We start from the raw sequence: 24,124 nt of genomic DNA, 5'->3' as shown, positions 1-24,124 counted from the left end.
TGGAAAGTGGCAACTTGTGCATTCGCCACTCCCGGACCCATCGGCCCTCTCCCCCGAGGAACCGCCATGCGCCGCATCCCCCGTGTCCCCCTGCTCGCCGCCGCACTGGCCGGCGCGCTGCTCGCCGCGCCGCCCGCCCACGCCGCGGCCACCGCCGAACGGGCGCCCGTGACCGCGCCGTCCCCCGCCCAGTGGGAGCGGCCCGGCCCCCACCAGGTGGCGGTGAAGAAGGAAGCGGCGACGACGTTCTACTACCCGAGCGACATCGCGGCGGGCGCCGCCCCGTACCCGGTGATCGTCTGGGGGAACGGCACGTTCGCCACCCCGCCCGTCTACGACGGCCTGCTGCGGCACTGGGCGAGCCACGGGTTCATCGTGGCCGCCGCCAACACCGCGTTCGCCAACTCCGGGACGCAGATGCGCGCGGGCATCGACCGGCTCACCGCCCTGAACGGCACGGCGGGCAGCCCGTTCCGCGGCAGGGTCGACCTGGCCCACGTCGGCGCGACCGGCCACTCGCAGGGCGGCGCGGGCGCGATCAACGCGTCCGCCGACAAGCGCGTGACCACGACCGTCCCGATCCAGCCCGGTCCGCTGGCCACCGCGTCCGCCCTCCACGGTCCCGCCCTCTACCTGGCCGGGCAGAACGACAACGTCGTCCGTCCCGCCTGGGTCCATAACTTCTACGCCGCCACCACGCAGGTTCCCGCGTTCTACGCCGAACTCGCCGGGGCCACGCACTTCACCACCGTTGGCGACGGCGGCGGGTTCCGCGGCATCACCACCGCCTGGTTCCGCTACCACCTCGCGGGCGACCAGACGGCCCGGCCGGTGTTCTACGGCCCCGACTGCGGCATCTGCTCCGGCTCCACCTGGCTCAAGGTCGAACGCAACGCCAGAGTCGAGCAAGCCTCCTAGGTCCGCGTCCGGTCGGACGACACCCGCGCCGCGGGCGTCGAGCACCCCTCGCGAGCGACCTCTGGGAGAAGGAGACCGCATGTCGCCTTCCGTCCGGCCTCCCGCACTCGCCGCGTCCCTCTTCCCGGCCTCCGGCACGGACGCCGGAGGCCGGGACAGGCTGATCAGCGCGCTGCGCGAACGCGTCCCGGACGCGGCCCGCGACGCCGTCCGGCAGATCGAACGGGACCTGCCCGTGTACGTGCGCGCCCACGACGCCCGATGCGCCCGTACGCTCGCCTTCTCCATCGAGTGGGCCATCGGCCATTTCGTGGACCTGCTCGGCGACCCGGACCTGCCGTCCGCGGCCGTCACCGAGCACTTCCGCCGAATCGGCGCCGCCGAAGCCCGCCGGGGCCGCAGCCTGGAACCGCTCCAGGCCGCGTTCCGGATCGGCGCGGGCGTCGCGATCCGGCGGCTGACCGAGGGGGCGGAACTGCTGGACGCCCCCGTCACCTCGGCGACCGTCGTACGCATGACGCAAGCGATGCTCGGCTACCTCGACCAGCTCGCCTCCGCCGCCGCCGAAGGCCACGCCGGCGACGGCGCCCGGCAGGCCGGACGGCTCCAGGCCCGGCGGCGCGCACTGCTGGACAAGCTGATCGAACCCGACCCCGAACTCGCGCACATCCGGCTCCTCGCCGCCGAGTGCGACTGGCCGGTCCCCCGGACGGCGGCGGCGGTCGCCCTGTCGGGGCAGCCCGGCGAACGCGCGCCGCGTCCCGCCTTGCCGCCGGACGCCCTCGTCGGCCTCCACCGCAACGAACCGTGCCTCATCGTCCCCGACCCGGACGGCCCGGGACGCCGCCGCGCCCTGGACACCGCACTGGCGGGCCGGACCGCGGCGATCGGCCCGACCATGCCGGTGACCCGCTGCGCCCTGTCGCTGCGCCTCGCCCACGACGCTCTGGCGCTCGTCCGCGAAGGCGTCATCTCGGCGCCATCGCCCGTCACGGCCGCAGACCACATCCCGGCCACCCTGATCGGCCAGTCCCCGACCTGACCGCCCTCCTGGTCGACCGCAAACTCCGGCCGCTCCTGCGCTCCCCCCGCGTCCACGCCCGCGACAAACTGGCCGAGACGTTCCTGACCTGCATCGAGAACAACTTCAACGCCACCGAGGTCGCCGCCCGCATGCAGGTGCACGCCCAGACCGTCCGCTACCGCCTCCGCCAACTCGAAGCCCTGTTCGGCCAAGACCTGCACGACCCCGCCCAACGCCTCGAATTCCACCTGGCCCTGCGCGCCTGGATCGGCCCCCGCCACTGACACCCCCGGGGACTGAATCCGTTGTGAAGGTTCATCGTGTCGTTCCGGCCGCGCTCGTGGCCGTGCCTGCGACCGGAATTCTCACCTCGTCCGCGGACGCCTCGCGAAGATGGAAGGGGACGAATCGGCCGACGTCGGCCATCGGGCGCCGTTCGACACGCGGAAGGCGGCAGTGCGGACAGGATGGAAAACGGAAGATCTCCAGCCACGATCCTGCGATGGAGCGGTGCCAGATGGCCGACAGCGATGAGCCGGTGCAGATCGACACGGCGGTTTCGCATCCCGCCCGGATCTGGAACTACTGGCTCGGCGGCAAGGACAACTACCCGGTCGACCGGGAGATCGGCGACGCGACCCTCCGGGTCTATCCGGAGATCGCCGACCTCGCCCGCCACCAGCGGGCGTTCCTGGGCCGCGCCGTCCGGTACATGGCGAACGAGGCCGGAATCCGGCAGTTCCTCGACATCGGCACCGGCCTGCCCACGGTCGACAACACGCACGAGGTCGCGCAGCGGGCCGCCCCCGAGGCGAAGGTCGTGTACGTCGACAACGACCCGCTCGTCCTCGCGCACGCCCGCGCCCTGCTCACCAGCAGCCCGGAGGGGGCCACCACCTACCTCGACGCCGACGTGCGCGACCCCGGCCGGATCCTGCGCGAGGCCGCCCGCACGCTCGACTTCTCCCGTCCCGTCGGGATCACGATGCTCGGCATCATGATCTTCATCGGGGACGACGACGAGGCCCGCGCCATCGTGCGCGAGCTCGTCGACGCGATCCCGTCCGGCAGCCACCTGGCGATGACGCACACCACCAACGCCGTCCACGGGGAACGGACCGACGAGGCGATCCGCGTCTGGAACGAGAACGGATCGGTCCCGATGGTCGTCCGCAGCCCCGAGCAGATCGCGGCTTTCTTCGACGGCCTGGAACTCGTCGAACCCGGCCTGGGCCCCCTGTCCCGATGGCGGCCGGAAACGAACCCGTTCGGCGACGCGCCCGAAGTGGACGAGTTCTGCGCGGTCGCCCGCAAACCCTGAACCGCTCGGTCCTCACCGTCCATGGAGGCGCGTGGGCCTCTGAAGCAGCACCACCGTGCGCCGCGCCCACGGCGGCGGCACGACCGTTGGTGTGTTCTGGAACACATGCCGCGGAGGGTGTCGAGAACGCGGTGCCGGCTCCGTCCCCGGGGCACGAGCGGCCACGAACCGGCCGCGTGAAGAAGGAGAACGGCGCCATGCGCAAGCTCAGGGTCCAGCAGTGGGTCACCGTCGACAACTTCGCCGCCGAGGAGGACGGCGGGCTCGGCTTCGTGTCAGGGGAGCCCTTCTCCGACACCACCGAAAAAGCCTTCGAGGAAAGCCTGATGGGACTCATCGACTCGGTCGACACGATGATTCTCGGCGCGAACACCTACGCCCAGACCAAGGACTACTGGCCGTACGCCGAGGAACAGGGCGAGTACGGCGAGAAGCTCAACAACCTCACCAAGTTCGTCGCCTCGTCGAAGCTGGACGACGCCCCCTGGGGCGGCTTTCCCGCCGCCACCGTGACGCGCGACCCGGTCGCCACCATCCGGGAGCTCAAGGGGCAGAGCGGCAAGGACATCTGGCTGTGGGGAAGCTTGGAACTCATGCACTCCCTGATGGACGCCGGCCTCGTCGACGAGGTCCGGATGCTGGTCTGCCCGGAGACACGCGGGAAGGGAAGGCGCGTCTTCGAGGACCGGCAGAATCTGAAGCTGGTCGAGGCCACCCGGTTCGAGAACGGCATAGCACTTCTGTGCTACGAGATCGAGAAATAAGCACGCGCCCCGGGAGTTGCCGGTACAACTCCCGGAGCCAGAGAGGCGGCCGTGGGCGGCGCTTGCGGAGGCCGTTACAGCCGTTCCTCGGACAGCACTCGGAAGGTGATGCCGGCCCGGTCGAGCCGTTCGATCAGGGCGTCGCCCATGGCGGTGGCCGTCGTGACCTGGCCGGCGGACGCGGGCAGATCGTCGAACGCCAGGCACAGCGCCGACTCGGCCAGCATCTTGGCCGTCTCGCCGTAGCCCGGGTCGCCGCCGCTGACCTCGGTGACGACGCGCCTGCCGCCGCCCTCGCCGGCGAACTTCACGCTGAACCAGTGCCCGGCGCGCTGCTCGGCCGACGGGCCGTCGCCCGGGGCGCGCAACCGCAGCAGCAGCGAGCGGGTCGGCGGAAGCTGCGCGAGCGCCACGGCCGCCCCGGCGCCCGCCGCCAGGCCCACGGCGACCGGAAGGCGCTTGACGGCGACATAGTGCCCGTACGAGAAGTCGGGGCCGTAGCGCTCGTTCGCGGCGGCCGAACGCGTCACGATCTGCGCGTCGATCGACGGGAACGGCAGCGTCCAGCGGGCGCGCGTCCGCGGGACGGGCCGGCGGGACACCCGGATCGTCCGGCCCCGCGGAACGGGGCTCTCCACGCGCCGCCGCTCGCGCTCGGCGTTGATCATGCCGCGCACGTCGGAGAAGATGCCGATCGCCGAGTGCAGCGTGCCGCCGGAGATGGTCGCGTTCGCCCGCACGAAGCCCTCGACGTGCAGCGGAACGCCCTCGGGCAGGTGCTTGACGGTGAAGTAGGCGCCGAGGTCGTGCGGGATCGAGTCGAAGCCCGCCGCGTGCACGATCCGGGCGCCGCTGCGTACCGCCTCGGCGTGGTGCTCGACGTACATCCGGTCGATGAACGTGGGCTCGCCGGTCAGGTCGAGGTAGTCGGTGCCGGACTCGGCGCACGCGGCCACCAGCGGCTCGCCGTACCGCACGTACGGGCCGACGGTGGTGATGACGACCCGGGTGGAACGCGCGACCTCCTTGATCGAGGCCACGTCGCCCGTGTCGGCGTGCAGCAGCGGCAGTTCCGCGCAGGCCGGATCGATCGCCGCGAGCCGGTCGCGCACCGCCCTCAGCTTGGCCTCGTTGCGGCCCGCCAGTGCCCAGCGCGTCGTGGCCGGGGCGTGCTCGGCCAGGTATTCGGCGGTCAGAGCGCCGGTGAAGCCGGTGGCTCCGAACAGGACGATGTCGTACTCGCGCTCAATGGCCATTGCTCACTCGCCCTCAACTCGCCGTTCTCAGAATCGGATTCTTCGCATCCGCCCGCCGCGGCCACACGACGTCCGCGAGCCGTCGGCGGGTACGCCAGGCCGTCGGAGCCACGGAAGCGGCCGGAACGTGGCGGGTGCCACGCATTGCCTTTCCCGGCCTGGTACACGACCGTACCGCCGGATGGTACGCCGATGTACCGTTCAACTCAAGAGGCATCACGAAAGGCGGGATACCATGACGGCTGTGCGGCGGCAGCTTGATCAGAGAACCCTGACCACCATCCCCGGCGACGGTCACCGCGACCGGCTCCTGGACGGTCTCGCCGCCTCCATCGCCGAACGCGGCTACTCCGCCAGCACGGTCGCCGACATCGTCCGCCACGCCCGCACCTCGCGGCGCACCTTCTACGAGCACTTCGCGGGCAAGGACGAGTGCCTCATCGCGCTGCTGACCGCCGTCAACACCATGCTCGTCGAACGGATCTCCGCCTCCATCGACCGGACCGCGCCGTGGCGCGACCAGATCCGCCGCGGCGTGGAGACCTGGATCGCCTGCGCCGAGGCCGACCCCGCCGTCATGGTCTGCGCGATCCGGGACCTGCCCTCGCTCAACGGCGACGTGGCCCGCCGCCTGCACCGCCAGGGCATGGAGGCGTTCGTCGCCACGATCCAGACCGCGTGCGACACCGACGAATGGCGCGCCGCGGGCGCCGGGCGGGTGTCCCGGGAAACGGTGCTGATCCTGGTCGGCGGCCTCTACGAACTGGCCGCCACCACCGTCGAGGACGGCCGAAGGCTCAGCGAGATCACCGAGACGGCCGTCCAATCGTCGATCGCCCTCCTCGCCCCCGCGAGCCCGTCCTTCGATAGCAGGCCCCGCGACGGGCGGGGAGCCGGTTGACGGACCTGGCCGACACCGAGCCTCGCGTCGTTTGGGCCTTGTCCCGGGGCCGGCATGTCGTTCTGCCCGCCGGGTTCTTTCAATGGCCGTCATATGCGCTGATCGCGTGCGGATGGATTTTGGCCACCAGCGTCATCACGGGGGTCAGCCGGAACGTGAGCCGTCAGTGAGTGCGACCGGCCAATGCCAGGCGCGCGCCGAAGCCGATGAGGACCGTGCCCGCGATCGCGTCCGTGGCGCGGCGGACCCGTGGACGGTCGAACAGTGCGCGAGCGCCGTCGATCATCACGCTGTACAGGGCGAGCCAGGCGAACGTCAGCAGGGAGAACAGCAGGCCCAGAGCGACCATGGTCGCGACCTCGCCGCCAGGTGCGAACTGGGGCAGAAGGCTCATGAAGAAGGCGGCCATCTTGGGATTGGCGAGGTCGTTGATGAGGCCCTGCCGCAGTGACCTCGTCCGTGACGGCCCGAGCTCGGGATGCTGGACGTCGCCCGGTTGGCGGCCGCGCCAGGCCGCGCGCAGCGACTGCGCACCCAGGTAGGCCAGGTAGGCGGCGCCCGCCAGCTTCATCGCCACGAACACCGGCTCGGACGCGTGCACGAGCCCGGCGACGCCGAAGCCGGCGGCGACCGTCCAGACCGCCTGGCCGATCGCCACGCCTGCCGCCGTCCAGACACCGCCCCGGCGTCCGCCGGACAAGGCGTTCCGGACGGTCAGCGCGGTGTCGGGGCCCGGAGTGCAGATGACGACGACCGACAGGCCCGTGAAGGCCGCCAACTGACCCCACATGCCCACCCACGCTACGGCATGCCCCAACCTCGCGGCGGGGCGTGATCGCCTTCGCCGCTCACTGGGCGGCGTCAGCGGCCTCGGGCCCCGGGCGGCCTCCCAAGAAGGTCGCGGTCGATTACGAATATCCCAGCGGCCAGGGCCCGATGAAGGCGCGTTCTGGAAACAACACGGTCTTCAGGGCCGGCTTCAACGGGCCATTAGCAGGGCGGCCGCGAGCGCCAACTCGACAAGGAGGTAGAACACGGTCGGATAGAACCGCGACGGACGGTCGATGCACATGGAGATGACCCGGCCGGCGCCCATTCCCGCGAGGGCCAGCGCCACCGCCGCCACCACACCGTCGCGCAGGCCCCCGGTGTCGGCGGCGGCCACGATGAGCGCCAGCGCCATCGCCAGGCCGAACCCTCCGTAGACCGCACGAACCTCGTTCCGTCCGTCCGCCGAGGTCACCTCAGTGCCGAACGGGGCCAGCAGCGACGCAGGCGCGAGCAGCCCGTAAAGCCCATCAAGGCGAACAGGACGCCGACCGTCCCGATGACCACCTGTTCCACGAAACCTCCCACGTGCCGCGGTGACGAGCGAGGAAGAAAGGGCTTTCCCTCGCCTGTCCGACACCAGCGTCCCGAGGCAATGGCGACAGGTCGATTACCCGAGAGGTAATCGGAACAGTTCTTCTCCGGTCCCCGGTAGCAAGCGGTGAGCACCGCCGTTGTATCGCGGTGCTCACTGCTTGCTCTGCACGCGATCGCGTGCCTTCGCGGCGGTGGCGTTGTCCGGCGCGGTCCGCACCGCCTGTTCGAGGCTGGCCAACGCCTCTGGCAGGCGGTCCAGTTTCTCCAGCGTGACGCCCCGGTTGAACCAGGCCCAGCCGTCGTCCGGGGCGAGTTCCGCCATCCGGTCGTAGCAGGCCAGCGCCTCCTCGTACCGGCCGAGGCGCTCCATGGTGACTCCCCGGTCGCACCAGACGTCGGCTTCGCGGGGTGCGAGGTCCGTCGCGCGGGCGAAGCCGTCCAGCGCTTCCTCGAACCGGCCCAACTCGCGGAGCACCGCACCGCGCCGGTGCCAGGAGACGCCGTTGTCCGGCTCGTTCCGCAGAACGCGGTCGTAGCAAGCGAGCGCCTCATCGAACCGGCGCAGTTTCTCCAGCGTGATACCCCGGTTGTTCAGGACCACGGGATCGTCCGGCGCGATCTCCGCGGCACGGTCAGCGCAGATGATCGCCTCATCGGCGCGGCCCGTCACACACAGGAGATTGGCCTTCTCGATCCACCCCTGGCTGTAGCGCGGTGAAACGGCGAGCAGCCGTTCGACGATGCCCAAAGCCTCATCTTGTCTGCCCAGCTTCCGCAGCGTCACGGCCCAGAAATAAAGCACTTCCTCGTCGTTCGGGGCAATGGCGGCGGCCCGCTCGCAGGCGACCAGTCCGTCCTTGTAGCGTCTCAACCGCAGGAGGGCCGAAGCGCGGCCGCGCCAACCGTATGCCTCGTCCGGAGCGAGTTCGACCGCTCGGTCGTAGCAGGCCAATGCCTCCGAGGATCTGGAGAGTTTCTCCAGCGCAGCTCCCTTGCATACCCACGCGCTGTATTCGTCCGGGTTCAACTCGATCGCTTTGTCCTGGGCAACGACGGCGTCGTCGTACTGGCCGAGGTCGACGTGGGCCAGGCCCTTGACCTGCCACAGGTGCCCGCGCATTACCCGTTCGCCATCGCCGACGGTCCGCAATCCCTCCTCGGCGGTCGCCAGCGCTTGGCGGTGCAGGCCCAAGTGGCGCTGGCCGATGGCCCGCTCACACAGCATCGCGGCGCTGGGCGGGACGGCGGCAGGACCGGCGGACGCCGGGAAGACCTCTTCCAGTTCCGCGCGCACATCCGCGAATGTGGCCGGGCGGTCTTCGCGCCGTGGCGCGGTGCAGTCCCCGATGATTCGTGCGAGCCGCGCCTCCCGCTTGCGCCACCACCGTTGCCGTCGAGGCGCATGGCCGGCGGCGAGCAGCTCCCCGGTGAGCATCTGGTGCAGCATCACACCGAAGGCGTAAATGTCGGTGCGGGTGTCCAACCGCTGCCCGGGACGGAACTGCTCGGGCGCCATGTACGCAGGCGTCCCGATCACGGTGGTGACGAAGGCCGCCGCGCCCGCGGGCACGCCGGTATGGGCCGCGTCGGCCGGCCGGTCGAAGGCGCGGGCGAGCCCGAAGTCGGTGACCTTGAGCGTTCCGTCGGACGTGAGCAGGCAGTTCGCCGGCTTGACATCACGGTGAACGAGGCCGAGCTGTCGGGACGCGTGCCCCATTCCATCGCAGAACTGGATGCCGAGCCGGACCGCGCGCTCGGCTTTCAGCGGCCCGGCGGCCAGCAACGCGCTGAGGTCACCGCCGTCGACGTACTCCATTTCCAAACACGGGAACCCCTCGATGAGGTCCACCGAAGTGGCCGTCACAACGTTGCGGTGCGGTTGAAGACTGATCCAGGTCGCCGCTTCCCGCTCGAACCGCCGCCGGTCGTCATCGCTCCACAGATAACTGGCATTGAACGTCTTCAGTGCCAGCCGCGTCCCCGAGTCTCCGAGATTCCGCACAATGTAGACCACCCCGAACCCACCGACGCGAATGTCCACCACCTCGAACACACGCTGCCGCTGGCTGTGCAACCGCTGCCCGACGCGGAAATTGCGGCGCTCGACCGGTGGGGGCGGGAGCTCCCCAGCGCGGCCCTGGCTCTCACGGCCGCGGCGCCGTCCGGGCTGACCGCGATCGCCCGGGTGAACGCCTGCCGGGCGGCTTCGATCAGACCGGCCCTACGCAGGCTCGTCGCGAGTTCGAGATGCGCCGCCGCATCCGCCGGCCGCAGGATCGCCGCAGCCCGAAACGCTGCGACCGCCTCGTCCAGCCGCCCCTCGGCCAAGGCACGACGGCCATTCGCGAAACACTCGCGGTAACTGATGTCCACGCTGTTCCCTCTACCGCTCGGCCCCCGCCCCATTCACCTTCCAACACCTCGCGCCTCGTCAGCGACCGTTCCCCTCCACCCGTTCGAGCCGAACCTTAGCCGGACACGCCGGGACCGGTCCCGAGGACGCGTACGGCCAAGCCACCATGAGCACCAAGAAGTCCCGCAACGACGCACGGCCCCGATCAGCCCAAGCAAAGTGATCTTGGTTCGGTCATTTCAGGTCGGCCCTTCTGAGGGCGGTGGCGCCTTTGACGGTGACCCCGGAGTCGCTGCCGGGAAGGATGAAGACACGGTCCTGGGCGGGAACCTTCTCCTGCGTGGCCCCGACGATGAGATCGGCTTTCTGATCGCCGTTCAGGTCGGTGAGGAGCACGCGGTCACCGAAGTTCCGCAGGTCGTTTCCGGGGGCGGCGGGCAGGCCGGGTGTCGTCCTGTCGAAACGGCGGGCTCTGGCGGGGACGGGACCGTTCTCGCCGCCGGGCAGGACCGCGACCGTCATGTTCCAGCCGCCGACCGCCAGGTCCGCGTTGCCGTCTCCGTCGGTGTCGCCGGCCGCCAGCGCCCGGACCTCGCCCCGCATCGGAAGCCTGATCCGGTTTCCGGGCGCGAGGCCCTCCGTTGTGCCGGGGAAGGTGACGAGCGTGCCGTCGGGGCCCCGACGATCACGTCGGCCCTGCCGTCTCCGTTGACGTCACCGGCCAGCGGGTCCGACCCGTCGGAGAACTGGTCGTCGCCGAAACCGACCGCGTTCCCGCTCAGCCCCTTGGCGGTGCCCAGGCGCAGTTCGGCGTTCCAGAAACTCTCTCCCTCCTCACCGTCCGCGGCCGGGGTCTCGACCACCAGCACCAGGTCCGAACGGTGGTCGCCGTTGACGTCGGCCACGACCGGGTCCCGGGCCCACGCGTGGGCGGCCGGGCCCACGGAGCGTCGGCGGACCCTGTCCCCGGTACGGCCGGTCACGGGGATCTTGGCGGCCTTGACGGGCTTGGTGGTGATGTCGCGGAAGACCCAGCTCGTTCCCTCGCCGGTGACGACGAGATCCATGCCCCGGCCCCGTCGAAGTCACCGGCCGCCATGCTGTCCACGGAGTCGCCCACGGGGCTCTTGAGCACCACCGACCGGCCGGTGAGCCCGGTGGCGGAGCCGTAGAAGATCACGATCGGGACGGAGCGGGCCGGCTCGCGCAAAGTGACCGTATCGACCGCCAGGTCGGCGTAACCGTCGCGGTCGAAATCGGCGGTGGCGACCGTCCATCCGACCTGCGCGTCGCCGGGAACGCCGGGGACGGACGGGCCGATGCTCTGGTGACGGCCGGAGGTCGGCCCCTCGGGGCTGCCGTAGACGACCGTGAGCAGGCCGGGACCCTGGCCTGGATTCACGAACGGGTCGATGAGGTCGCGATAGCCGTCGCCGTTGAAGTCGGCGCGCTTGGCGGGCTTGGTGAAGGTGACGGGCCGGGCGGGCGTGACGGGCCGGAGGGAACCGGCGGCGCTGGGCGTAGAGGTGACGGACGCGGCTTTCGGCGTCCCGTCGTCATCGAGCGCGCCCGCGCCCGCGGCGCCGAGGCCGACGGTGACCACGGCACCGATCGCGATCAGCGAACGTCTCTTCAAAGCGGCTCCTGACAACGACGCCGAGCGGTACGCCCTTCTTGATCGAGATGCGCCAAGATCTCACGATCGCCGCAACCTGTCAGCCCACCCCGCAAACCCGCGTTCCCCGGCCACCCCAGCCAGGGCCCGCCCCCGTTCCCCTGTCGTGCATCCAGCGATCCTCCGCGGCACGGGCGTTCACACCGCTGGAGCCGGCGGCGGTCAGTCGTGGGACATGGTGGGCGGTGCCGGCGAGCTCGGGAACAAGAACCCGAAGTGGCGGCCGCTGAGGGTCTCCCCGTCAGCGGCCTGGAGGAGCGTCTGGATCTCGTCCGGAGTCTCTCCCAGCAGGACCATCAGGTCGACGATGAGGTCCCGAGGCCAGGCCGAGGTCCGGGTCTGGGCTCGGATCCATTGGGGGTCCGCGGACTTCAGCCCTCCCACGGCGAACATGATCACGTCGTCGTCGAACATCCACGGCTCGTTCTCGTAGCTGATCTTTCCGCGTAGGTAGTCGAGCACGACCTTGCGCTTGCCCCGAACGCGTGGGTCGTCGGCGACCAGGCCCAGGTCGCTGACGGCCAGTCCCTGGCCTGGCGTGCCCAGCGGGACCGCAGGGGCGGCCAGCCGAGTGAGCATGGCCTCCAGGGACGGCCGCGCGGCGGGGTCCTTGGCGAGGCAGACGGCGATCAAGTCCTGGAGATCGGACGGCAGATGCCGGAGCGCGACGAGATCGGGCTCCTCATGGACGATCCGGTAGAGGACGGCCTCAGGACGCCCGGCGCCGAAGGGGCCGGCTCCAGCAGCCGCAAAGGCAAGAAGGGCACCGAGGCCGAACACGTCGCTGGCCCTGCCGATATCCCGGCCGCGCACCTGCTCGGGAGACATGAACCCCGGGGTCCCGACCACGACGGTGCTGGTGGAGGCGTCCAGGGCCCGGGCGATGCCGAAGTCGATGAGGCGGGGACCGTCCTCGGCGAGGATCACGTTGCCGGGTTTGAGGTCACGGTGAACCAGACCGCCCCGATGAATCGCCGCCACCCCTTCGACCAGACCGGCGCCCAGGACCCGCAGCCCGCTTTCGTGGAGCGGGCCATGCCCGTCGATCGCTTCGGCCAACGACGGCCCCTTGATGTAGGCGGTCGCCATCCACGGCGGGTTCGCATCGGGGTCGGCGTCGATCACCTCGGCGGTGTAGAAGCCGTTCACCTTGCGGGCCGCGCGGACCTCCTGCGCGAAGCGGCGCCGGAACTCGGGCTCCCGGGCCAGGTCCGACCGGATCATCTTGACCGCGACCGGACGGCCGCCCGGGGAGCGCCCCAGGAACACCTGCCCCATCCCGCCACTCCCCAAGCGGGCCTCCAATTGATACCGCCCCGCGCTACGCGGGTCGTCATCGGTCAACGCTTCCACTCAACCTCCCGCGACCCGTTCGCCGATCCCATTGGGTCCGTGCGGCCCAGTTTGCTCGGCCAGAGTCTCGTGCACGACCCGCATTCGCGGCGGCCCGGAATCGCGGCGCGCTCGTCATCATCGACCACGGGACGTCGCCCACCGCCCTCGCCGCTTCGACGCGCGGACTCCAGGCCGTCCTTGTGGCTTCGCGAACATCGTTGAGGACGATCAGCCCCTTCCAGGAGGTTGCGGCGAGCCGGTCGCCCTCCTGAACGGTCAGCATGTCGCGGCCGCGAATGCGTTCACGCAGAAGAGGAACACTATCGAAAAGCGGCGGAAAGATGAATGGCGGAATGGGCGGTGAACGATGAGGTCGGGAGCCGCGCTCCGGACCGCCTTGGCTCAGCCCAGCGCGTCCATCAGGGCGGTGACATAGGCATCCAGCCGTTCCTCTACGGCGCGTGTCGTCAGTTCCGTTCTCCCTGCCGCTCGCCATGGCCGCGCCACCTGCCGCACTTCTTCCGAGGACGCCAGCGCGTCCCGCACCTGCCAGTACAGCCGCTCGCTCGCGGTCGCGGCCAGCACCCCGCCGGCCTCCTCGTACGCCTCAGTGAACCGCAGTCCCCACCCCGGGCCGTGCAGCAGCGCGAGGTTGGTGGAGCAGTGCGCCACATCGAGATCCGCCGGGCCCCAAGAGGTCGCCGCCCAGTCGACGATGCCGGTGATCCGCGCATCTGCCGACCTTGCGGGCGGCACGTCGAACAGCACGTTGCCGGGTTGGAAATCCCGGTGCAGGAATCGCCCCTCATAGGACGGCGCGGACCTGCGGATCACATCGATCGCCGCAGCCCATGTCACCGCGTCGGCGCCTTTCGGAGTGACGACGGTGTCGGCGGTCGTCAACGCCACATACTCTCGGGGCCGTTCGGCGGGCCGCAACGCATGGATCGCCGCGAGTTGGCGGGCCAGCAGAGGAACGCGCGCCTCCAATCCCTCATCATCGAGGACCGGACGGCCCGTCAGATGTGTCATCAGGAGCGATGGGTATTCGCAATGCGCGGCGGTCGGATCGACCGCGACCAGTCCGGGAGCCGGCACGCCGGTCCCCGTGAGGAGGGCCAGGGCGCCGGCCTCCCGGTTCAGCCAGTCCTCGGCGTTCTCGGTATAGAACGGATCGACAAAACTCCGCAGCACCAGGTCACGAGTGCTTCCATCCTGGGTGCCTATGGTCAGCCTCCGCATTTCAGCGGTGATGCCGCCGTGCAGCGCCTCGGTCTTGAGAACCCGTTCGCCGTCCTCCAGATACCGGCTCACCCAAGCCAGCGTCAACGGGCGGACAGCCGCCGCCTCCTCGTAATCGGTCACCGTGCGACCTCATCATCCAGACGACGGCACACGCGAGAGATTTTCGGAGGCGTTGGCCGTGCCGTCCGTCCTGCCGGCTTCCACTCGTTCCATCGAGAACAGCCCACCCTCACAACGCCCGCCCGCAAATCAGCGCGCATATCGTGGGAAATTGGTCCACCGTCAACGGCTTCACCCGCCCGGAGTTGAACGTGGTCGGAATCCGCAGTGCCCGCCACCGCGACGCCCTGGCCGTACTCTCCCTGCTCAGGGGCGGGCGGATCAGCTCCCGGATCACCGCCCGCTTCCCCCTGGCCGACACCCGCAAGGCCAACGAGTTAATGCAGACCAGCCAGGACCTGGTGGGACGCGTCGTCCTCAAACCCTGAACCCGGTGCCTCCCCGACGGCCGTCCCCGGCCCGGGGCCGAGGTTTGCCGTTTCGTTAGCGGTCCCCGCTGCGGTGCCGGGTACGAGCCCACCTCGGAGTACTACTGTGCGTTGTCGAACGAGCACGCACCGTGACAGTGCCTGTGTGAGAGACAACCGAAAGGGAAGCTTCGAGCATGTCCAACCCCCTGTCCCGGGCCGCCGTCGCGGCCGGGACCACCGTACTGATCACCGGGCTGGTCACCGCGCTGGGCACCGGCACGGGCCACGCCGACGACCCCAACGCCGACATCAAGAACACCCCCGACTGCGCCCCCACCGTGCTGCTGTCCCCGGGCGCGCACGTCGAACCCACCCACTGCTCGGGCCTGACCATCGTCGGCCAGAACGCGGACAAGAACGACACCGACAAGACCTCCACCCTCAGCGGCCTGCTCGGCCTGATCAACCAATGACCCGCCCGCCCGAGGCCACCGGCCGCCGCCGTGCGACCCGTCTCCTCGGCGTCCAGTCCCGTACGTCCACGACCAGGGAGCAGAACTCGTGACCGGCACCAAGCGACTCACCCGCACCACGATCCTTACGGCGGCCGCGCTCACCACCGCCGCCGCCCTCACCGCGTCCGTGACCGCGCTGCACCATGCCAACGCTCAGCGCGACACCTCGCACCACCTCGCCCAAGGGTTGGACCTTTCCAGCCTCCCCGTCGTCGGCAACCTCCTCGGTGGAGGGGGCCGCGCCGTCGGAGAGGTCGCGGACGCGGTGGAGGACGAGACCACCTGAGCCACTGAACGAGGGCCGTCCGCGTCAATGAGGGCAGCACGCCGCGCCTTCACCGGCTCGCAGCACGGGACCACGGGGAGCGATCCCCCGTGGTCCCGTACGCATTTGCAAGGGACAAGAACACGCCGCGCCGCCGCACGTGTGGGCTTGCACGGTGAATTCGGCCTTGCAGCACCAGCCTGGCGGCGAGCAGGACGGGCGTGGCGGCGCTGGACGCCCGCTGCTCGCCGACCCGCCGCACCGGCACCGGGTCCTCCCCCGTGACTCCGGCCTCGCGGGCCACGCTGATCAGATCGGCGTCCACCCCTGCGAGCCACTCGGCCAGATGAACGGCCCAGCGTTAACGGGGCCAGCGCCTCGTCCGCGTTCGACGCCTCGCCCCCGCTGCGGTGGCGGCGGCAGGTGGGACACGATAGTGACGGCCAGGCGCGCCGGCGGCGCCACCGTCGGGCGGCATCCGGGGCGGCTGGGGGTATCGGTCAGGAGCGTTGGAGGTTGGCGCCCAGGCCGGTTTCGACGTCCTGCCACTGGAGTTCCACGCCGCTCGGGTGAGTAGCTGCTCTCTGCCGAGCACGCAGTCGGGTGACCGGGTGAGCAGCCGGACCGGGACGAGCTGGATCTGCTCTTCGGCGGAGATCAGCATGGCCGTCTCCTTGCAGGTCAGACTGCCGGCGGTGGTGGTGATCTGGATGCTCTCCGTCCCGACGGCGCCGCCGCTGATGTCGAACTGCCTGCGCATCCCCTCGGAGGCGGCGGCGGTGTACCCGCCGTCCGTTCCGGCCCAGCGCCCGCGCAGCCCCTCCGGCACCGCGTCATGCTTGGCGCGCTGGAGAGTGCCCGTCACGCCCTGCGAACTCCAGCGGACGTCGGCCCCGCTCTGGGTCGCCGACTGGCTGGACGGGACCGGGCACTGGCCGGGCGGGATGCTGCGGGTGGGGCGGGGACGGAAGGTCAGCGAGGGCGCGCGCGATGTCATCTTGGCGGCGTACTCGCATATCGCGCCTTTGCCGACCATGCGGATCTTGGCGACGTCCGCGCCGAGCCTGCCCTGTACGAGGGTGACGCGGTGGTGCCACCAGGTGGAGTCCTTGGCCTTGGCCGACCCGTCCCACGTACCGACCATGCCCGCGGGCACATCGCCCCGGACGGGCCCGCCCTTGGCGCCGCCCGAACCGTTGGCGCTCGTGTCGCCGTCCAGGAGGGCGACGACCAGGCCGGCCGTGACGGTGGCGACGGCCGCGGCGGCGCCCGTCGCCACCAGGAGTCCGCGACGCCGCGCGGGCGATCGCGTGGTGCCGCCCGATGGTGCGGTCGCCTCCGGCGGCGGGGACGGCGGAGCCGAGTGCGGCGCGGTCGGAGCCGTCTCGGGGACGGGTGGGACGTCGGTGGTCTCCAGGTCGAGCAGTTCGGCGGCGTGGCGGCCCAGTTCGGCGATGACGTCGGCGGGCAGCCAGCGGGCGGGCGTCGGCGGCAACGACCGAAGGATCTCGGTCGGCGTCGGACGCTCCTCCGGTGCCTTGGCCAGGCAGGACTCCGCGAGAGCGCGTACCGGCCCGGAGAGGCCCTCCAGGTCCGGTGGCTCCTGGAGGACGCGGAACAGCAGGGCGTGCAGCCCGTTCGCTCCCGTGCCGAACGGGCGGCGGCCGGTCCCCGCGTAGGCGAGCACCGCGCCGAGGCTGAACACGTCGCAGGCCGCGGTGACCTCGCCGCCGCTGATCTGCTCGGGCGCCATGAAGGGAGGCGAGCCGATCAGGGCGCCCGTCCTGGTGGCGACGCTCGCGTCCACCGCGCGCACGATTCCGAAGTCGATCACCCTCGGCCCGTCGATCGTCACCAGCACGTTGGACGGCTTGAGGTCGCGGTGGACCAGGTCGCAGGCGTGGACGGCCTGGAGCGCGCGGGCGAGCCCGGCCGCCAGCGCCAGGACGGACTCCTCGGGCAGCGGGCCGTGCCGTTCCACGATGCCGGTGAGCGTGGGGCCCGGGACGTAGCCGGTGGCGACCCAGGGGGCGGCCGACTCGGTGTCGGCGTCCAGCACGGGCGCGGTCCACTCGCCGCCGACGCGGCGCGCGGCCTCCACCTCGCGGCGGAACCTCCGGAGGAAGACCGGGTCGCCGGCGAGCTCGGCGTGCACCAGTTTGACGGCGACGATCCGGCCGCCGCGGGATCGTCCCAGGTAGACGCGGCCCATACCGCCGGACCCGAGCCGCCCGAGCAGGCGGTAGCCGCCGACCTCCCTCGGATCACCGGGGCTCAGAGTGTCCACGCTCTCCCTCTCCAAAGATCAAACGCAGCATAAGGACACACCACGCCGGCCGCCACACGACCGCCGAACCGCCGCGCGCGGGCGGACGTACGCTCCGCGTCGGCGGCCAGCCCTGACCTGGGTCGTCAGGTGAGCAGCGCCCTGACGGCGTGGCCGATCTTCGCGGGGTCGGGGGCGCCACCGGTGATCATGTCGATGTAGGTGAACGACTCGCCGATGCGCACGACGACGTAGGCCAGGTCGGACAGGTCCAGAGGGGCGGGCGGGACGACGCGTTCCTCGTGCAGCGTCCGCTCGACGAAGCCGATGATGTTGCGTTGCAGGTCGCTGCGGTTGGTGGTGAGGACGCGCAGGGCGATGTCGCCCTCGCGCCTGAGGAAGACGTGCATGAAGGGGGCCGCCAGGACGGTCCGGGTGAACTCCTCCATGGTGGCGGCCACGGCGTCGGCGCCGGTGCCGGCGGCTCGGGCGCGGGCCTCGCGCAGGGCCGGCTCCGCGAGCGACCAGTTGATCTCGCCGATGAGGCGGTCCCGGCTGCCGACCCAGCGGTTGAGCGTGACGCGCGAGACCCCGAGTTCGGCGGCGAGGGCGTTCATCTCGATCCGCCGCCCGGCGAGGAAGCACCGGCGGGCGAGGCGGACCGCGGCCCGGCGGTCCGGCCGGCCGGTCTCCGGCGGTTCGCGGGGAGGTGCGGCCACGGGTCTTCCTCTCGCCCACTCGTGATGTTACGTTTCCCGGAATGTAACATCCGAACGTCGTGCCGGGAGGCGCCGATGCCCCGTACCAGCTCGGGAATGTTCTACCGCGAACTCGGCCGGGGCGACCGGACCCTGGTCATGCTCCCCGGCTTCGGCTGCTCCACCGGCACGATGACCGGCCTGGCCGAACGGCTTCCCCGGTTCCGCGTCCTGATCTTCGACCTGCCCGGCCACTCCGAGTCGAGGGGCGTGCCCGCGAACGGCCGCATCCCCTCGCTGGCCGCCACCGTCCACGACGCGATCGCCGAGGTCGTGGACGGCCGGTATGACCTGCTGGGCGTCTCCCTCGGCGGCGCCGTCGCGCTGCGGATCGCCCTGGACCACCCTGACCGGGTTCGCGCGCTGGTCGGCGTCACTCCGTGGAACGCCGCGGGAACCGTACCGGGCGACGCGGTCATCGCGGGATTCGCCGCCTCGTACGGCGAGGCCGACCTGCTGCGCCAGGGGGTGGCGGCCATCTCGATCGACCCCGCCCGTACGGCATCGCTCGCGGACGACATGCTCGCTGTCAGCCGGGAGATGTGGCAGGGGTGGCTCACCGAAGGGGTGTTCACCAGCCAGGCCGACGAACTGCCCGGCCTGCGCGTCCCCACCTGCTCCCTCATCGGCGGCAAGGACGTCGTCGTGGACCAGGCCAAGCAGCTCGACGACATCCGCCGCGTCCCCTCCGGCCGCGCCGTCGTTCTCAGCGATCACGGCCACCTCGGCGTGCTGGAGGCCCCCGGCGACTTCGCCCGCGAGACCGCGGCGTTCCTGGGCACCGTCGAGCTCTGACGCGCGCTCAGCCGTCCAGGAGCCGCCATGCGGTCAAGGCGAGCCGGGCCCGGGCCAGCCCTTCGGGGCGGTGAGGTCGATGCCGAGCACCTTGGCGATCTGTTCGAGACGGCGGGAGACGCTGCTGTGGTGCAGGTGGAGGAGGTCGGCGGCGCCGCGCAGGGAACCGGTGGCGCAGTAGGCGTCCAGGGTGTCCAGGTCCTCGGAGCCGGCCATGCGGGCGATCGCGGCCACGTCGGCGTTGCCGCGTACGGCGTCGGGAGGGATCTCGGCCAGCAGCGCCAGCGCGCCCAGGTCGTCGTGGTGGACGACCGGGCGGCGCGGCGTGGTGAAGCGCAGGGCGGTACGGGCCTGCCGCCAGGACCGGTCGGGGCTCGGGGCCGCGCCGACGCCGGCGCGGACGCCCGGCGGGAACCGGTCGGGGGCGACGGCGCCGGCCAGGATCACCCCGACGTCGGCGAGCGACGCCGCCTTCACCGGGCGGGCCGGGCAGATCAGCGCGCCGATCCGGTCGAGCGGCAGCGAGGAGCGCACGGCGACGACGCGTACGGGCAGGTCGGCGGCGAACCCCAGCAGCCGCAGCGCCCGGGCGCGCGCCGCCTCGTCGCCGTCGGCGCTGACGGCCAGCTCCACCAGGGCGGGATCGGCCATGGTGGTACGGGCCGGACCGTACCGTTCGACGACCCCGGCGGCGGCGATGGCGAGCCGTTCCAGCAGCGCCGCGTCGAGCGGGCCGGACGGGCCGTCGCGTTCCAGCCACACCACGCCGATCTCCTCCTCGTCGAGGGTGATCGGCGACGTCCCGGACGCGGGCGCGGGCGGGCCGGACGCCTCCCGGCCGTCGGGCGCCATGCGGATCTCCCGCCCGGTGCCGTGCAGCCGGATCCCGGCCACGCACTCGGCCAGGCCCGCCGAGGCCCGCGCGAGCGCCGGCAGGTCCACCCGCCGGCGCATCAGCGTGTCGTAGAACAGCACGACGCGGATCACGCCGTCGACGTGCGGGTCCAGCCCCGACAGCCGTTCGGCCAAAGCCTCCATGGCGCCACAATAAGCGCCGTTCGGTGCGCGACCGACGCCGAACACCCGACAGATGGCGGATGATCCAAGACGGGGGTAACCGCAATGGTTAACGGCATGGATCCCGAACTGGAAGCGTTCATCCCGCTACTGCCCGACCTCGACATGACCGACCCGGCCGCCACCCGCGCCAAGCTCGTCGCGAGCGCCGGTCCGCGACCGGCGCCCGACACGACGGGACTGGAGATCGATGACCGCACCGTACCCGCCGCCCCGGACGTGCCGGTGCGGATCTACCGGCCGGGCCGGGCGCAGGGCGCCGTGGTCTGGCTGCACGGCGGGGGCGGCGTCTTCGGCGACCTGGACAGCGAGCACTCGCAGGCCGTCCGGATGGCCAGCGGCTCCGGGGCGGTGGTGATCTCGGTCGGCTACCGGCTGGCCCCGGAGCACCCGTTCCCGGCCGCCCACCACGACGCCTACGCCGTCCTGCTCTGGGCGGCCGAGCACGCGGCCGAACTGGGCGTCGACCCGGAACGGATCGCGGTCGGCGGCCACAGCATGGGCGCGGGCCTGGCGACCGGGGCGGCACTGCGGGCGCGCGACGAGCAGGGCCCGTCGATCTGCTTCCAACTCCTCAACCAGCCGATGCTCGACGACCGGCAGGAGACCTGGTCGCAGCGCACCTTCACCGACGCGCCCTGGATGACCCGCGACAGGCTCGCCGCCGCCTGGCGACACTACCTGGGCTCCCAGACCGCCACCCCCTACGCCGCACCGGCGCGCGCCGCCGACCTGTCCGGCCTGCCCCCGGCCCACATCGCCACCGCCGAGTTCGACCCGCTGCGCGACGAGGCCATCGAGTACGCCCAGCGGCTCCTGCGCTCGGGCGTACCGGTCGAGCTGCACCAGTGGCCCGGCACGTTCCACGGCTCCCAAGCCCTACCCGCCGAAATATCACAACGCCAGTTCACCGAACTAGCCACCACCCTCCACCGAGCCCTCTCCAACTAAGCCCCCGTCCGCCACGTAGCGCCCGCGTCCCTGGACCGTAGGGCCCGACCGCACGACTACAGCGTTCCTGGGCAGGCCCGGCGACATCCCTGGCGCCGTCCAGGTACCGCCACATGGCCAACGAGAAGGTCCGGCTCTCAACTCGCGGCGCAGCGCGTCCGGGGTCCGTCCGTACGGTGAGCCCGGCGTCACCGTACGGACGGGCCGGCGGCTCCGCGGCCAAGGCGCCGACCTCACAGCCCGACTCGAAGCGGCGCGCGGGAAACTCCGAAAGCTTCGCGTCTCGCGCGGCTTCTCAGGCCAGACGACCGGGCTCTGCTGAACGACCTCCAGACCTGCGTACGGCATCATGAGCGAGTGACGTCGTGGTTTCGCAGCTACTGGGGCGAAGAGGACATCTGGTTCTACTGCGAAGTGGACGACGAGGGGTGGGTCGCCCGTCAGATCGAGCTGCAAGGGCCGCACCGGCACCCCATCGCCGCGGCCTCCTCGGCGGAGTGGGAAGCCGCCTTCCAAGCCGGAAGCTCCGGCCGATACGAAGCCGCCTACGGGTTCACAGCCGAGAGGCCCGTCACCGAATGGGAAGGCCACGACCCCCAGCCCCTGACGCGCGCCGAGTTCCAAGCCGTCTGGGCTGAGGCCCGCCGGGCCCTCACGGCCGGGCACAGCGGAACGCCATCCAGCACCACGCCCTGACCGCCGCCCCTCACAACCGAGCAGCACGCCATGTCCGACGCGTGCTCGGCCGTACGGTGCGTTTCGCTGGTCAGGGGGGTCGGAAAGTGGTTGGGGGCGGCGTTGCGTCAGCAGTTCTTACGAGCTCGGAACGTAACGATCATGGACCTGTCCGGGCCGCGCGACGGTCGTTAGCTTCGGCTCCATGATCCAGATTTCGCGCCGCGGTCACCGCGCCGGCCTGGCGGCCGCAGCCGTCGCGCTGAGCCTGCCCGCCACGCTGGCCGCAGCCCTGCCCGCCAGCGCCGCCGACGGCACCCCCGCCGTGGTGTCCACCAGCGTCTCGCCCGCAACCATCACCGCCGGTGACCAGGCGATCCAGACCGTGCGGCTGTCGGCGCCCGCGCCCGAGGGCGGCCTCGGGGTCGAGGTCCTCGTCGTCGGCCGTTCCGACCGCGCCTACGCCTACTCCACCGACACCTACGTCCGGGTGCCCGCCGGGCAGACCAGCGTCAGCTTCCCGATCCGGCTGGACGCCTACCCGTCGAAGACCGTCGTCCCGCTGGTGGCCGGACGCGACGGTTCCGAGGCCACCACCGATGTCACGGTCACCCCGCCCGACTGGCGCGAGCAGACCGTCGAGCGGATCGACCTGGAGGTCCCCGGCGACTCCAACGCCGTGATCGCCGGCACCAAGGCCACCGGCACCGTGCAGCTGAAGGCCCCGGCCAAGCCCGGCGGCACGTCGGTGGACCTGCGGGCGGAGCACATCTCGGGCCTGCCCACCAGCCCCGAACCCAAGATGCCGCCCTACGCGGTCGTGCCCGCGGGCAGTACCCGCGGCACGTTCACCCTGGAGCACCCCGGCGTCCCGGTGCAGGGGATCGGCATCACCGACATCGCCGCCGACCTCGGGCACACCCCGATGCGCGCCACCGCGCTGCTGGCCCCCAAGGACTACACCCTCGGCGTGGTGCGCACACTGCGCCGCGGGCCGTACGCCCGGAACCTGGGCGCCGTCGGGCTCGGCAACCGCTGGCACCCGTTCGGCGCGGTCATCGAGCTCACCAGTCAGACACCCGGCGTGACCGTTCCGAAGAAGCTGGAGATCCCCGCCGACCAGGCCGGTACCAGTTTCCCCATCACCGTGGACGCGACGGTCCCGGTCGGCACCGAGGTCAAGATCTCGGCCAAGTGGGTGCTGTCCACCGCCGGAACGGTCACCACCACCGCCCGCGTCGACGAGTAACCTGCCCCCGTCCCGCCCGCCGCCTCGCGCGAGGCGGCGGGCGCTTCCAAGGACGGCGCGCGTCGTGGGTGGGTGCGCTTTGTGGTCGGCCTGCGCGAGGACCTACATTTGGTGCACGTGCGGATCATCTCCCTCAACGCCTGGGGCGGGGCGATGTTCGACGAACTCGCCCCCTGGCTCGACACGTGCGGCGTCGACGTCCTGTGTTTGCAAGAAGTCACCCATACCCCGGGCCTCGGCGGCTGGACGCGGTTCGATGACGCCGACCGCTCGCTGCCCCAGCGAGCGAACCTCCTGGCCGATGTCCGCTCCCGCCTCCCGCACCACCACGGCATCTTCACCGTGAGCGACACCGGGCCGGTCCAGGACGGCCGGCAGCGCCGCCACCCGCAGGACTTCGGCGTGGCGACCTTCGTCGCCGAGTCGCTTCCCGTGGTCGCCATGCGTTCGGCGTTCGTGCACGGCGCCTACACCGAGCACCGGGACCGCTGGCCGAACGACGGCCGGCCCCGCGCCGCACTGGGCGTGCGGGTGCGCGACCGCCGGGCGCGGCGGTTCGTCACCGTCGTCAACCTTCACGGCCTGCGCGACCCGCGCGGCAAGGCCGACACCCCCGCCCGCCACGCGCAGGCCGAACGGCTCGCGGCCCTCGTCGAGGAGGCCCGCGAGGACGGCGACATGACCGTGGTGTGCGGCGACCTCAACCTGCTCCCGGACAGCAAGACCTTCCAGGTCCTCGCCGACCTCGGGCTGACCGACCTGGTCGGCGGGGCCGACACCAGGACCTCCCGGTACCCCAAGCCGCTCCGGCACGCCGGCTACCTGCTGGTGTCGGACCCCGCCGCGGTGGAACGGTTCGAGATCGCGGCCTCCCCCGAAGTTTCCGACCACCGCGCTCTGGTGCTCGACCTCTAGGGCCTTCCTTCGGGCGCCGGGCCCGTCACCG

The 24,124-nt window shown here is 71.4% G+C and carries 27 protein-coding genes; 14 read left to right on the top strand and 13 right to left on the bottom strand.

From position 1 onward, the window contains the following. Window positions 1–66 precede the first annotated feature (66 nt). From GEV43_RS33865 to GEV43_RS33850, 5 genes are all read left to right on the top strand, one after another. Entirely contained in the window at window positions 67–918 is an 852-nt protein-coding gene (locus GEV43_RS33865) for an acetylxylan esterase (RefSeq protein WP_160824149.1), read from the top strand. Between the two features lie 79 nt (window positions 919–997). Further along, window positions 998–1,960, top strand: a complete 963-nt coding sequence (locus tag GEV43_RS51765) for a PucR family transcriptional regulator (RefSeq protein WP_241683141.1) — start codon at window positions 998–1,000, stop codon at window positions 1,958–1,960. After that, a complete protein-coding gene (locus GEV43_RS51760) occupies window positions 1,900–2,226 on the top strand; it encodes a helix-turn-helix domain-containing protein (RefSeq protein WP_309240065.1) in 327 nt (108 codons plus the stop codon). Before GEV43_RS51765 ends, GEV43_RS51760 begins: the two co-directional genes overlap by 61 nt. A gap of 233 nt (window positions 2,227–2,459) precedes the next feature. Further along, window positions 2,460–3,263, top strand: coding sequence for an SAM-dependent methyltransferase (locus GEV43_RS33855; protein WP_206681403.1), 804 nt, complete (start codon window positions 2,460–2,462; stop codon window positions 3,261–3,263). A gap of 197 nt (window positions 3,264–3,460) precedes the next feature. Continuing rightward, window positions 3,461–4,027, top strand: a complete 567-nt coding sequence (locus tag GEV43_RS33850; RefSeq protein WP_160824146.1) for a dihydrofolate reductase family protein — start codon at window positions 3,461–3,463, stop codon at window positions 4,025–4,027. 74 nt (window positions 4,028–4,101) lie between these two features. On the opposite strand, the gene GEV43_RS33845 is transcribed toward GEV43_RS33850, so the two are convergent. Continuing rightward, window positions 4,102–5,283, bottom strand: a complete 1,182-nt coding sequence (locus GEV43_RS33845; protein WP_160824145.1) for a trans-acting enoyl reductase family protein — start codon at window positions 5,281–5,283, stop codon at window positions 4,102–4,104. Between the two features lie 235 nt (window positions 5,284–5,518). On the opposite strand from GEV43_RS33845, the gene GEV43_RS33840 reads away from it, so the two are divergent. Beyond that, on the top strand, window positions 5,519–6,184 hold the full coding sequence (locus GEV43_RS33840; protein WP_160824144.1) for a TetR/AcrR family transcriptional regulator: 666 nt from the start codon (window positions 5,519–5,521) through the stop codon (window positions 6,182–6,184). Between the two features lie 163 nt (window positions 6,185–6,347). Here GEV43_RS33840 and GEV43_RS33835 read toward each other — a convergent pair whose 3' ends face one another. The 9 genes from GEV43_RS33835 to GEV43_RS33795 all read right to left on the bottom strand — a co-directional run bounded on the left by GEV43_RS33835 (window position 6,348) and on the right by GEV43_RS33795 (window position 14,277). Continuing rightward, the gene (locus tag GEV43_RS33835; protein ID WP_160824143.1) at window positions 6,348–6,974 is read right to left on the bottom strand and encodes a LysE family translocator; all 627 of its coding nucleotides are present in this window, start codon (window positions 6,972–6,974) and stop codon (window positions 6,348–6,350) included. 189 nt (window positions 6,975–7,163) lie between these two features. Beyond that, a complete protein-coding gene (locus GEV43_RS33830; RefSeq protein ID WP_160824142.1) occupies window positions 7,164–7,592 on the bottom strand; it encodes a DUF4345 family protein in 429 nt (142 codons plus the stop codon). Window positions 7,593–7,700: 108 nt separating this feature from the next. Next, window positions 7,701–9,602 (bottom strand): tetratricopeptide repeat protein, encoded by a 1,902-nt coding sequence (locus GEV43_RS33825; protein ID WP_160824141.1) that lies wholly within the window; start codon window positions 9,600–9,602, stop codon window positions 7,701–7,703. Beyond that, complete coding sequence (locus tag GEV43_RS56545; RefSeq protein WP_375539073.1) at window positions 9,512–9,955, bottom strand: tetratricopeptide repeat protein; 444 nt, start codon at window positions 9,953–9,955, stop codon at window positions 9,512–9,514. The genes GEV43_RS33825 and GEV43_RS56545 overlap by 91 nt, the downstream gene beginning before the upstream one ends. 181 nt (window positions 9,956–10,136) lie before the next feature. Beyond that, window positions 10,137–10,505 (bottom strand): FG-GAP repeat protein, encoded by a 369-nt coding sequence (locus tag GEV43_RS33815; protein WP_160824945.1) that lies wholly within the window; start codon window positions 10,503–10,505, stop codon window positions 10,137–10,139. Then, the gene (locus tag GEV43_RS56540; protein ID WP_375539072.1) at window positions 10,421–10,969 is read right to left on the bottom strand and encodes an FG-GAP repeat protein; all 549 of its coding nucleotides are present in this window, start codon (window positions 10,967–10,969) and stop codon (window positions 10,421–10,423) included. Before GEV43_RS56540 ends, GEV43_RS33815 begins: the two co-directional genes overlap by 85 nt. Next, a complete protein-coding gene (locus GEV43_RS33805; protein ID WP_160824138.1) occupies window positions 10,882–11,538 on the bottom strand; it encodes a VCBS repeat-containing protein in 657 nt (218 codons plus the stop codon). The genes GEV43_RS56540 and GEV43_RS33805 overlap by 88 nt, the downstream gene beginning before the upstream one ends. 201 nt (window positions 11,539–11,739) lie before the next feature. After that, the gene (locus GEV43_RS33800; protein WP_309239983.1) at window positions 11,740–12,930 is read right to left on the bottom strand and encodes a serine/threonine-protein kinase; all 1,191 of its coding nucleotides are present in this window, start codon (window positions 12,928–12,930) and stop codon (window positions 11,740–11,742) included. 384 nt (window positions 12,931–13,314) lie between these two features. Beyond that, complete coding sequence (locus tag GEV43_RS33795) at window positions 13,315–14,277, bottom strand: phosphotransferase family protein (protein ID WP_160824137.1); 963 nt, start codon at window positions 14,275–14,277, stop codon at window positions 13,315–13,317. A 143-nt stretch (window positions 14,278–14,420) separates the two neighbouring features. Between GEV43_RS33795 and GEV43_RS33790 the strand changes: the two genes are divergently transcribed. The 3 genes from GEV43_RS33790 (at window position 14,421) to GEV43_RS33780 (ending at window position 15,428) form a co-directional block, all read left to right on the top strand. Then, window positions 14,421–14,645 carry a hypothetical protein gene (locus tag GEV43_RS33790; protein WP_160824136.1) on the top strand — a complete coding sequence of 75 codons (225 nt, stop codon included), beginning with the start codon at window positions 14,421–14,423 and terminating at the stop codon, window positions 14,643–14,645. A 176-nt stretch (window positions 14,646–14,821) separates the two neighbouring features. After that, window positions 14,822–15,100: a hypothetical protein gene (locus tag GEV43_RS33785; protein WP_160824135.1), complete on the top strand. Its 279-nt coding sequence runs from the start codon at window positions 14,822–14,824 to the stop codon at window positions 15,098–15,100. Window positions 15,101–15,188: 88 nt separating this feature from the next. Then, on the top strand, window positions 15,189–15,428 hold the full coding sequence (locus GEV43_RS33780) for a hypothetical protein (protein WP_160824134.1): 240 nt from the start codon (window positions 15,189–15,191) through the stop codon (window positions 15,426–15,428). 340 nt (window positions 15,429–15,768) lie between these two features. On the opposite strand, the gene GEV43_RS48500 is transcribed toward GEV43_RS33780, so the two are convergent. Beyond that, entirely contained in the window at window positions 15,769–17,694 is a 1,926-nt protein-coding gene (locus GEV43_RS48500; protein ID WP_206681402.1) for a serine/threonine-protein kinase, read from the bottom strand. 125 nt (window positions 17,695–17,819) lie between these two features. Next, window positions 17,820–18,392, bottom strand: coding sequence for a QsdR family transcriptional regulator (locus GEV43_RS54210; RefSeq protein ID WP_206681401.1), 573 nt, complete (start codon window positions 18,390–18,392; stop codon window positions 17,820–17,822). A 75-nt stretch (window positions 18,393–18,467) separates the two neighbouring features. On the opposite strand from GEV43_RS54210, the gene GEV43_RS33765 reads away from it, so the two are divergent. Then, complete coding sequence (locus tag GEV43_RS33765; protein ID WP_160824133.1) at window positions 18,468–19,226, top strand: alpha/beta fold hydrolase; 759 nt, start codon at window positions 18,468–18,470, stop codon at window positions 19,224–19,226. A gap of 33 nt (window positions 19,227–19,259) precedes the next feature. Here GEV43_RS33765 and GEV43_RS33760 read toward each other — a convergent pair whose 3' ends face one another. After that, a complete protein-coding gene (locus GEV43_RS33760) occupies window positions 19,260–20,264 on the bottom strand; it encodes a CdaR family transcriptional regulator (protein ID WP_241683139.1) in 1,005 nt (334 codons plus the stop codon). A gap of 96 nt (window positions 20,265–20,360) precedes the next feature. On the opposite strand from GEV43_RS33760, the gene GEV43_RS33755 reads away from it, so the two are divergent. From GEV43_RS33755 to GEV43_RS33740, 4 genes are all read left to right on the top strand, one after another. After that, on the top strand, window positions 20,361–21,254 hold the full coding sequence (locus tag GEV43_RS33755; RefSeq protein ID WP_160824132.1) for an alpha/beta hydrolase: 894 nt from the start codon (window positions 20,361–20,363) through the stop codon (window positions 21,252–21,254). Window positions 21,255–21,611: 357 nt separating this feature from the next. Next, the gene (locus GEV43_RS33750) at window positions 21,612–21,950 is read left to right on the top strand and encodes a hypothetical protein (protein WP_160824131.1); all 339 of its coding nucleotides are present in this window, start codon (window positions 21,612–21,614) and stop codon (window positions 21,948–21,950) included. A 184-nt stretch (window positions 21,951–22,134) separates the two neighbouring features. Then, on the top strand, window positions 22,135–23,178 hold the full coding sequence (locus tag GEV43_RS33745) for a hypothetical protein (RefSeq protein ID WP_160824130.1): 1,044 nt from the start codon (window positions 22,135–22,137) through the stop codon (window positions 23,176–23,178). Window positions 23,179–23,250: 72 nt separating this feature from the next. Beyond that, entirely contained in the window at window positions 23,251–24,093 is an 843-nt protein-coding gene (locus GEV43_RS33740) for an endonuclease/exonuclease/phosphatase family protein (protein WP_309239982.1), read from the top strand. Window positions 24,094–24,124: the final 31 nt, after the last annotated feature.

The organism is Actinomadura sp. J1-007, from assembly GCF_009793335.1.
In the GTDB taxonomy this organism is placed as follows: Bacteria; Actinomycetota; Actinomycetes; order Streptosporangiales; family Streptosporangiaceae; genus Spirillospora; species Spirillospora yumaensis.
This window is presented reverse-complemented; position numbering and strand designations above follow the sequence as displayed.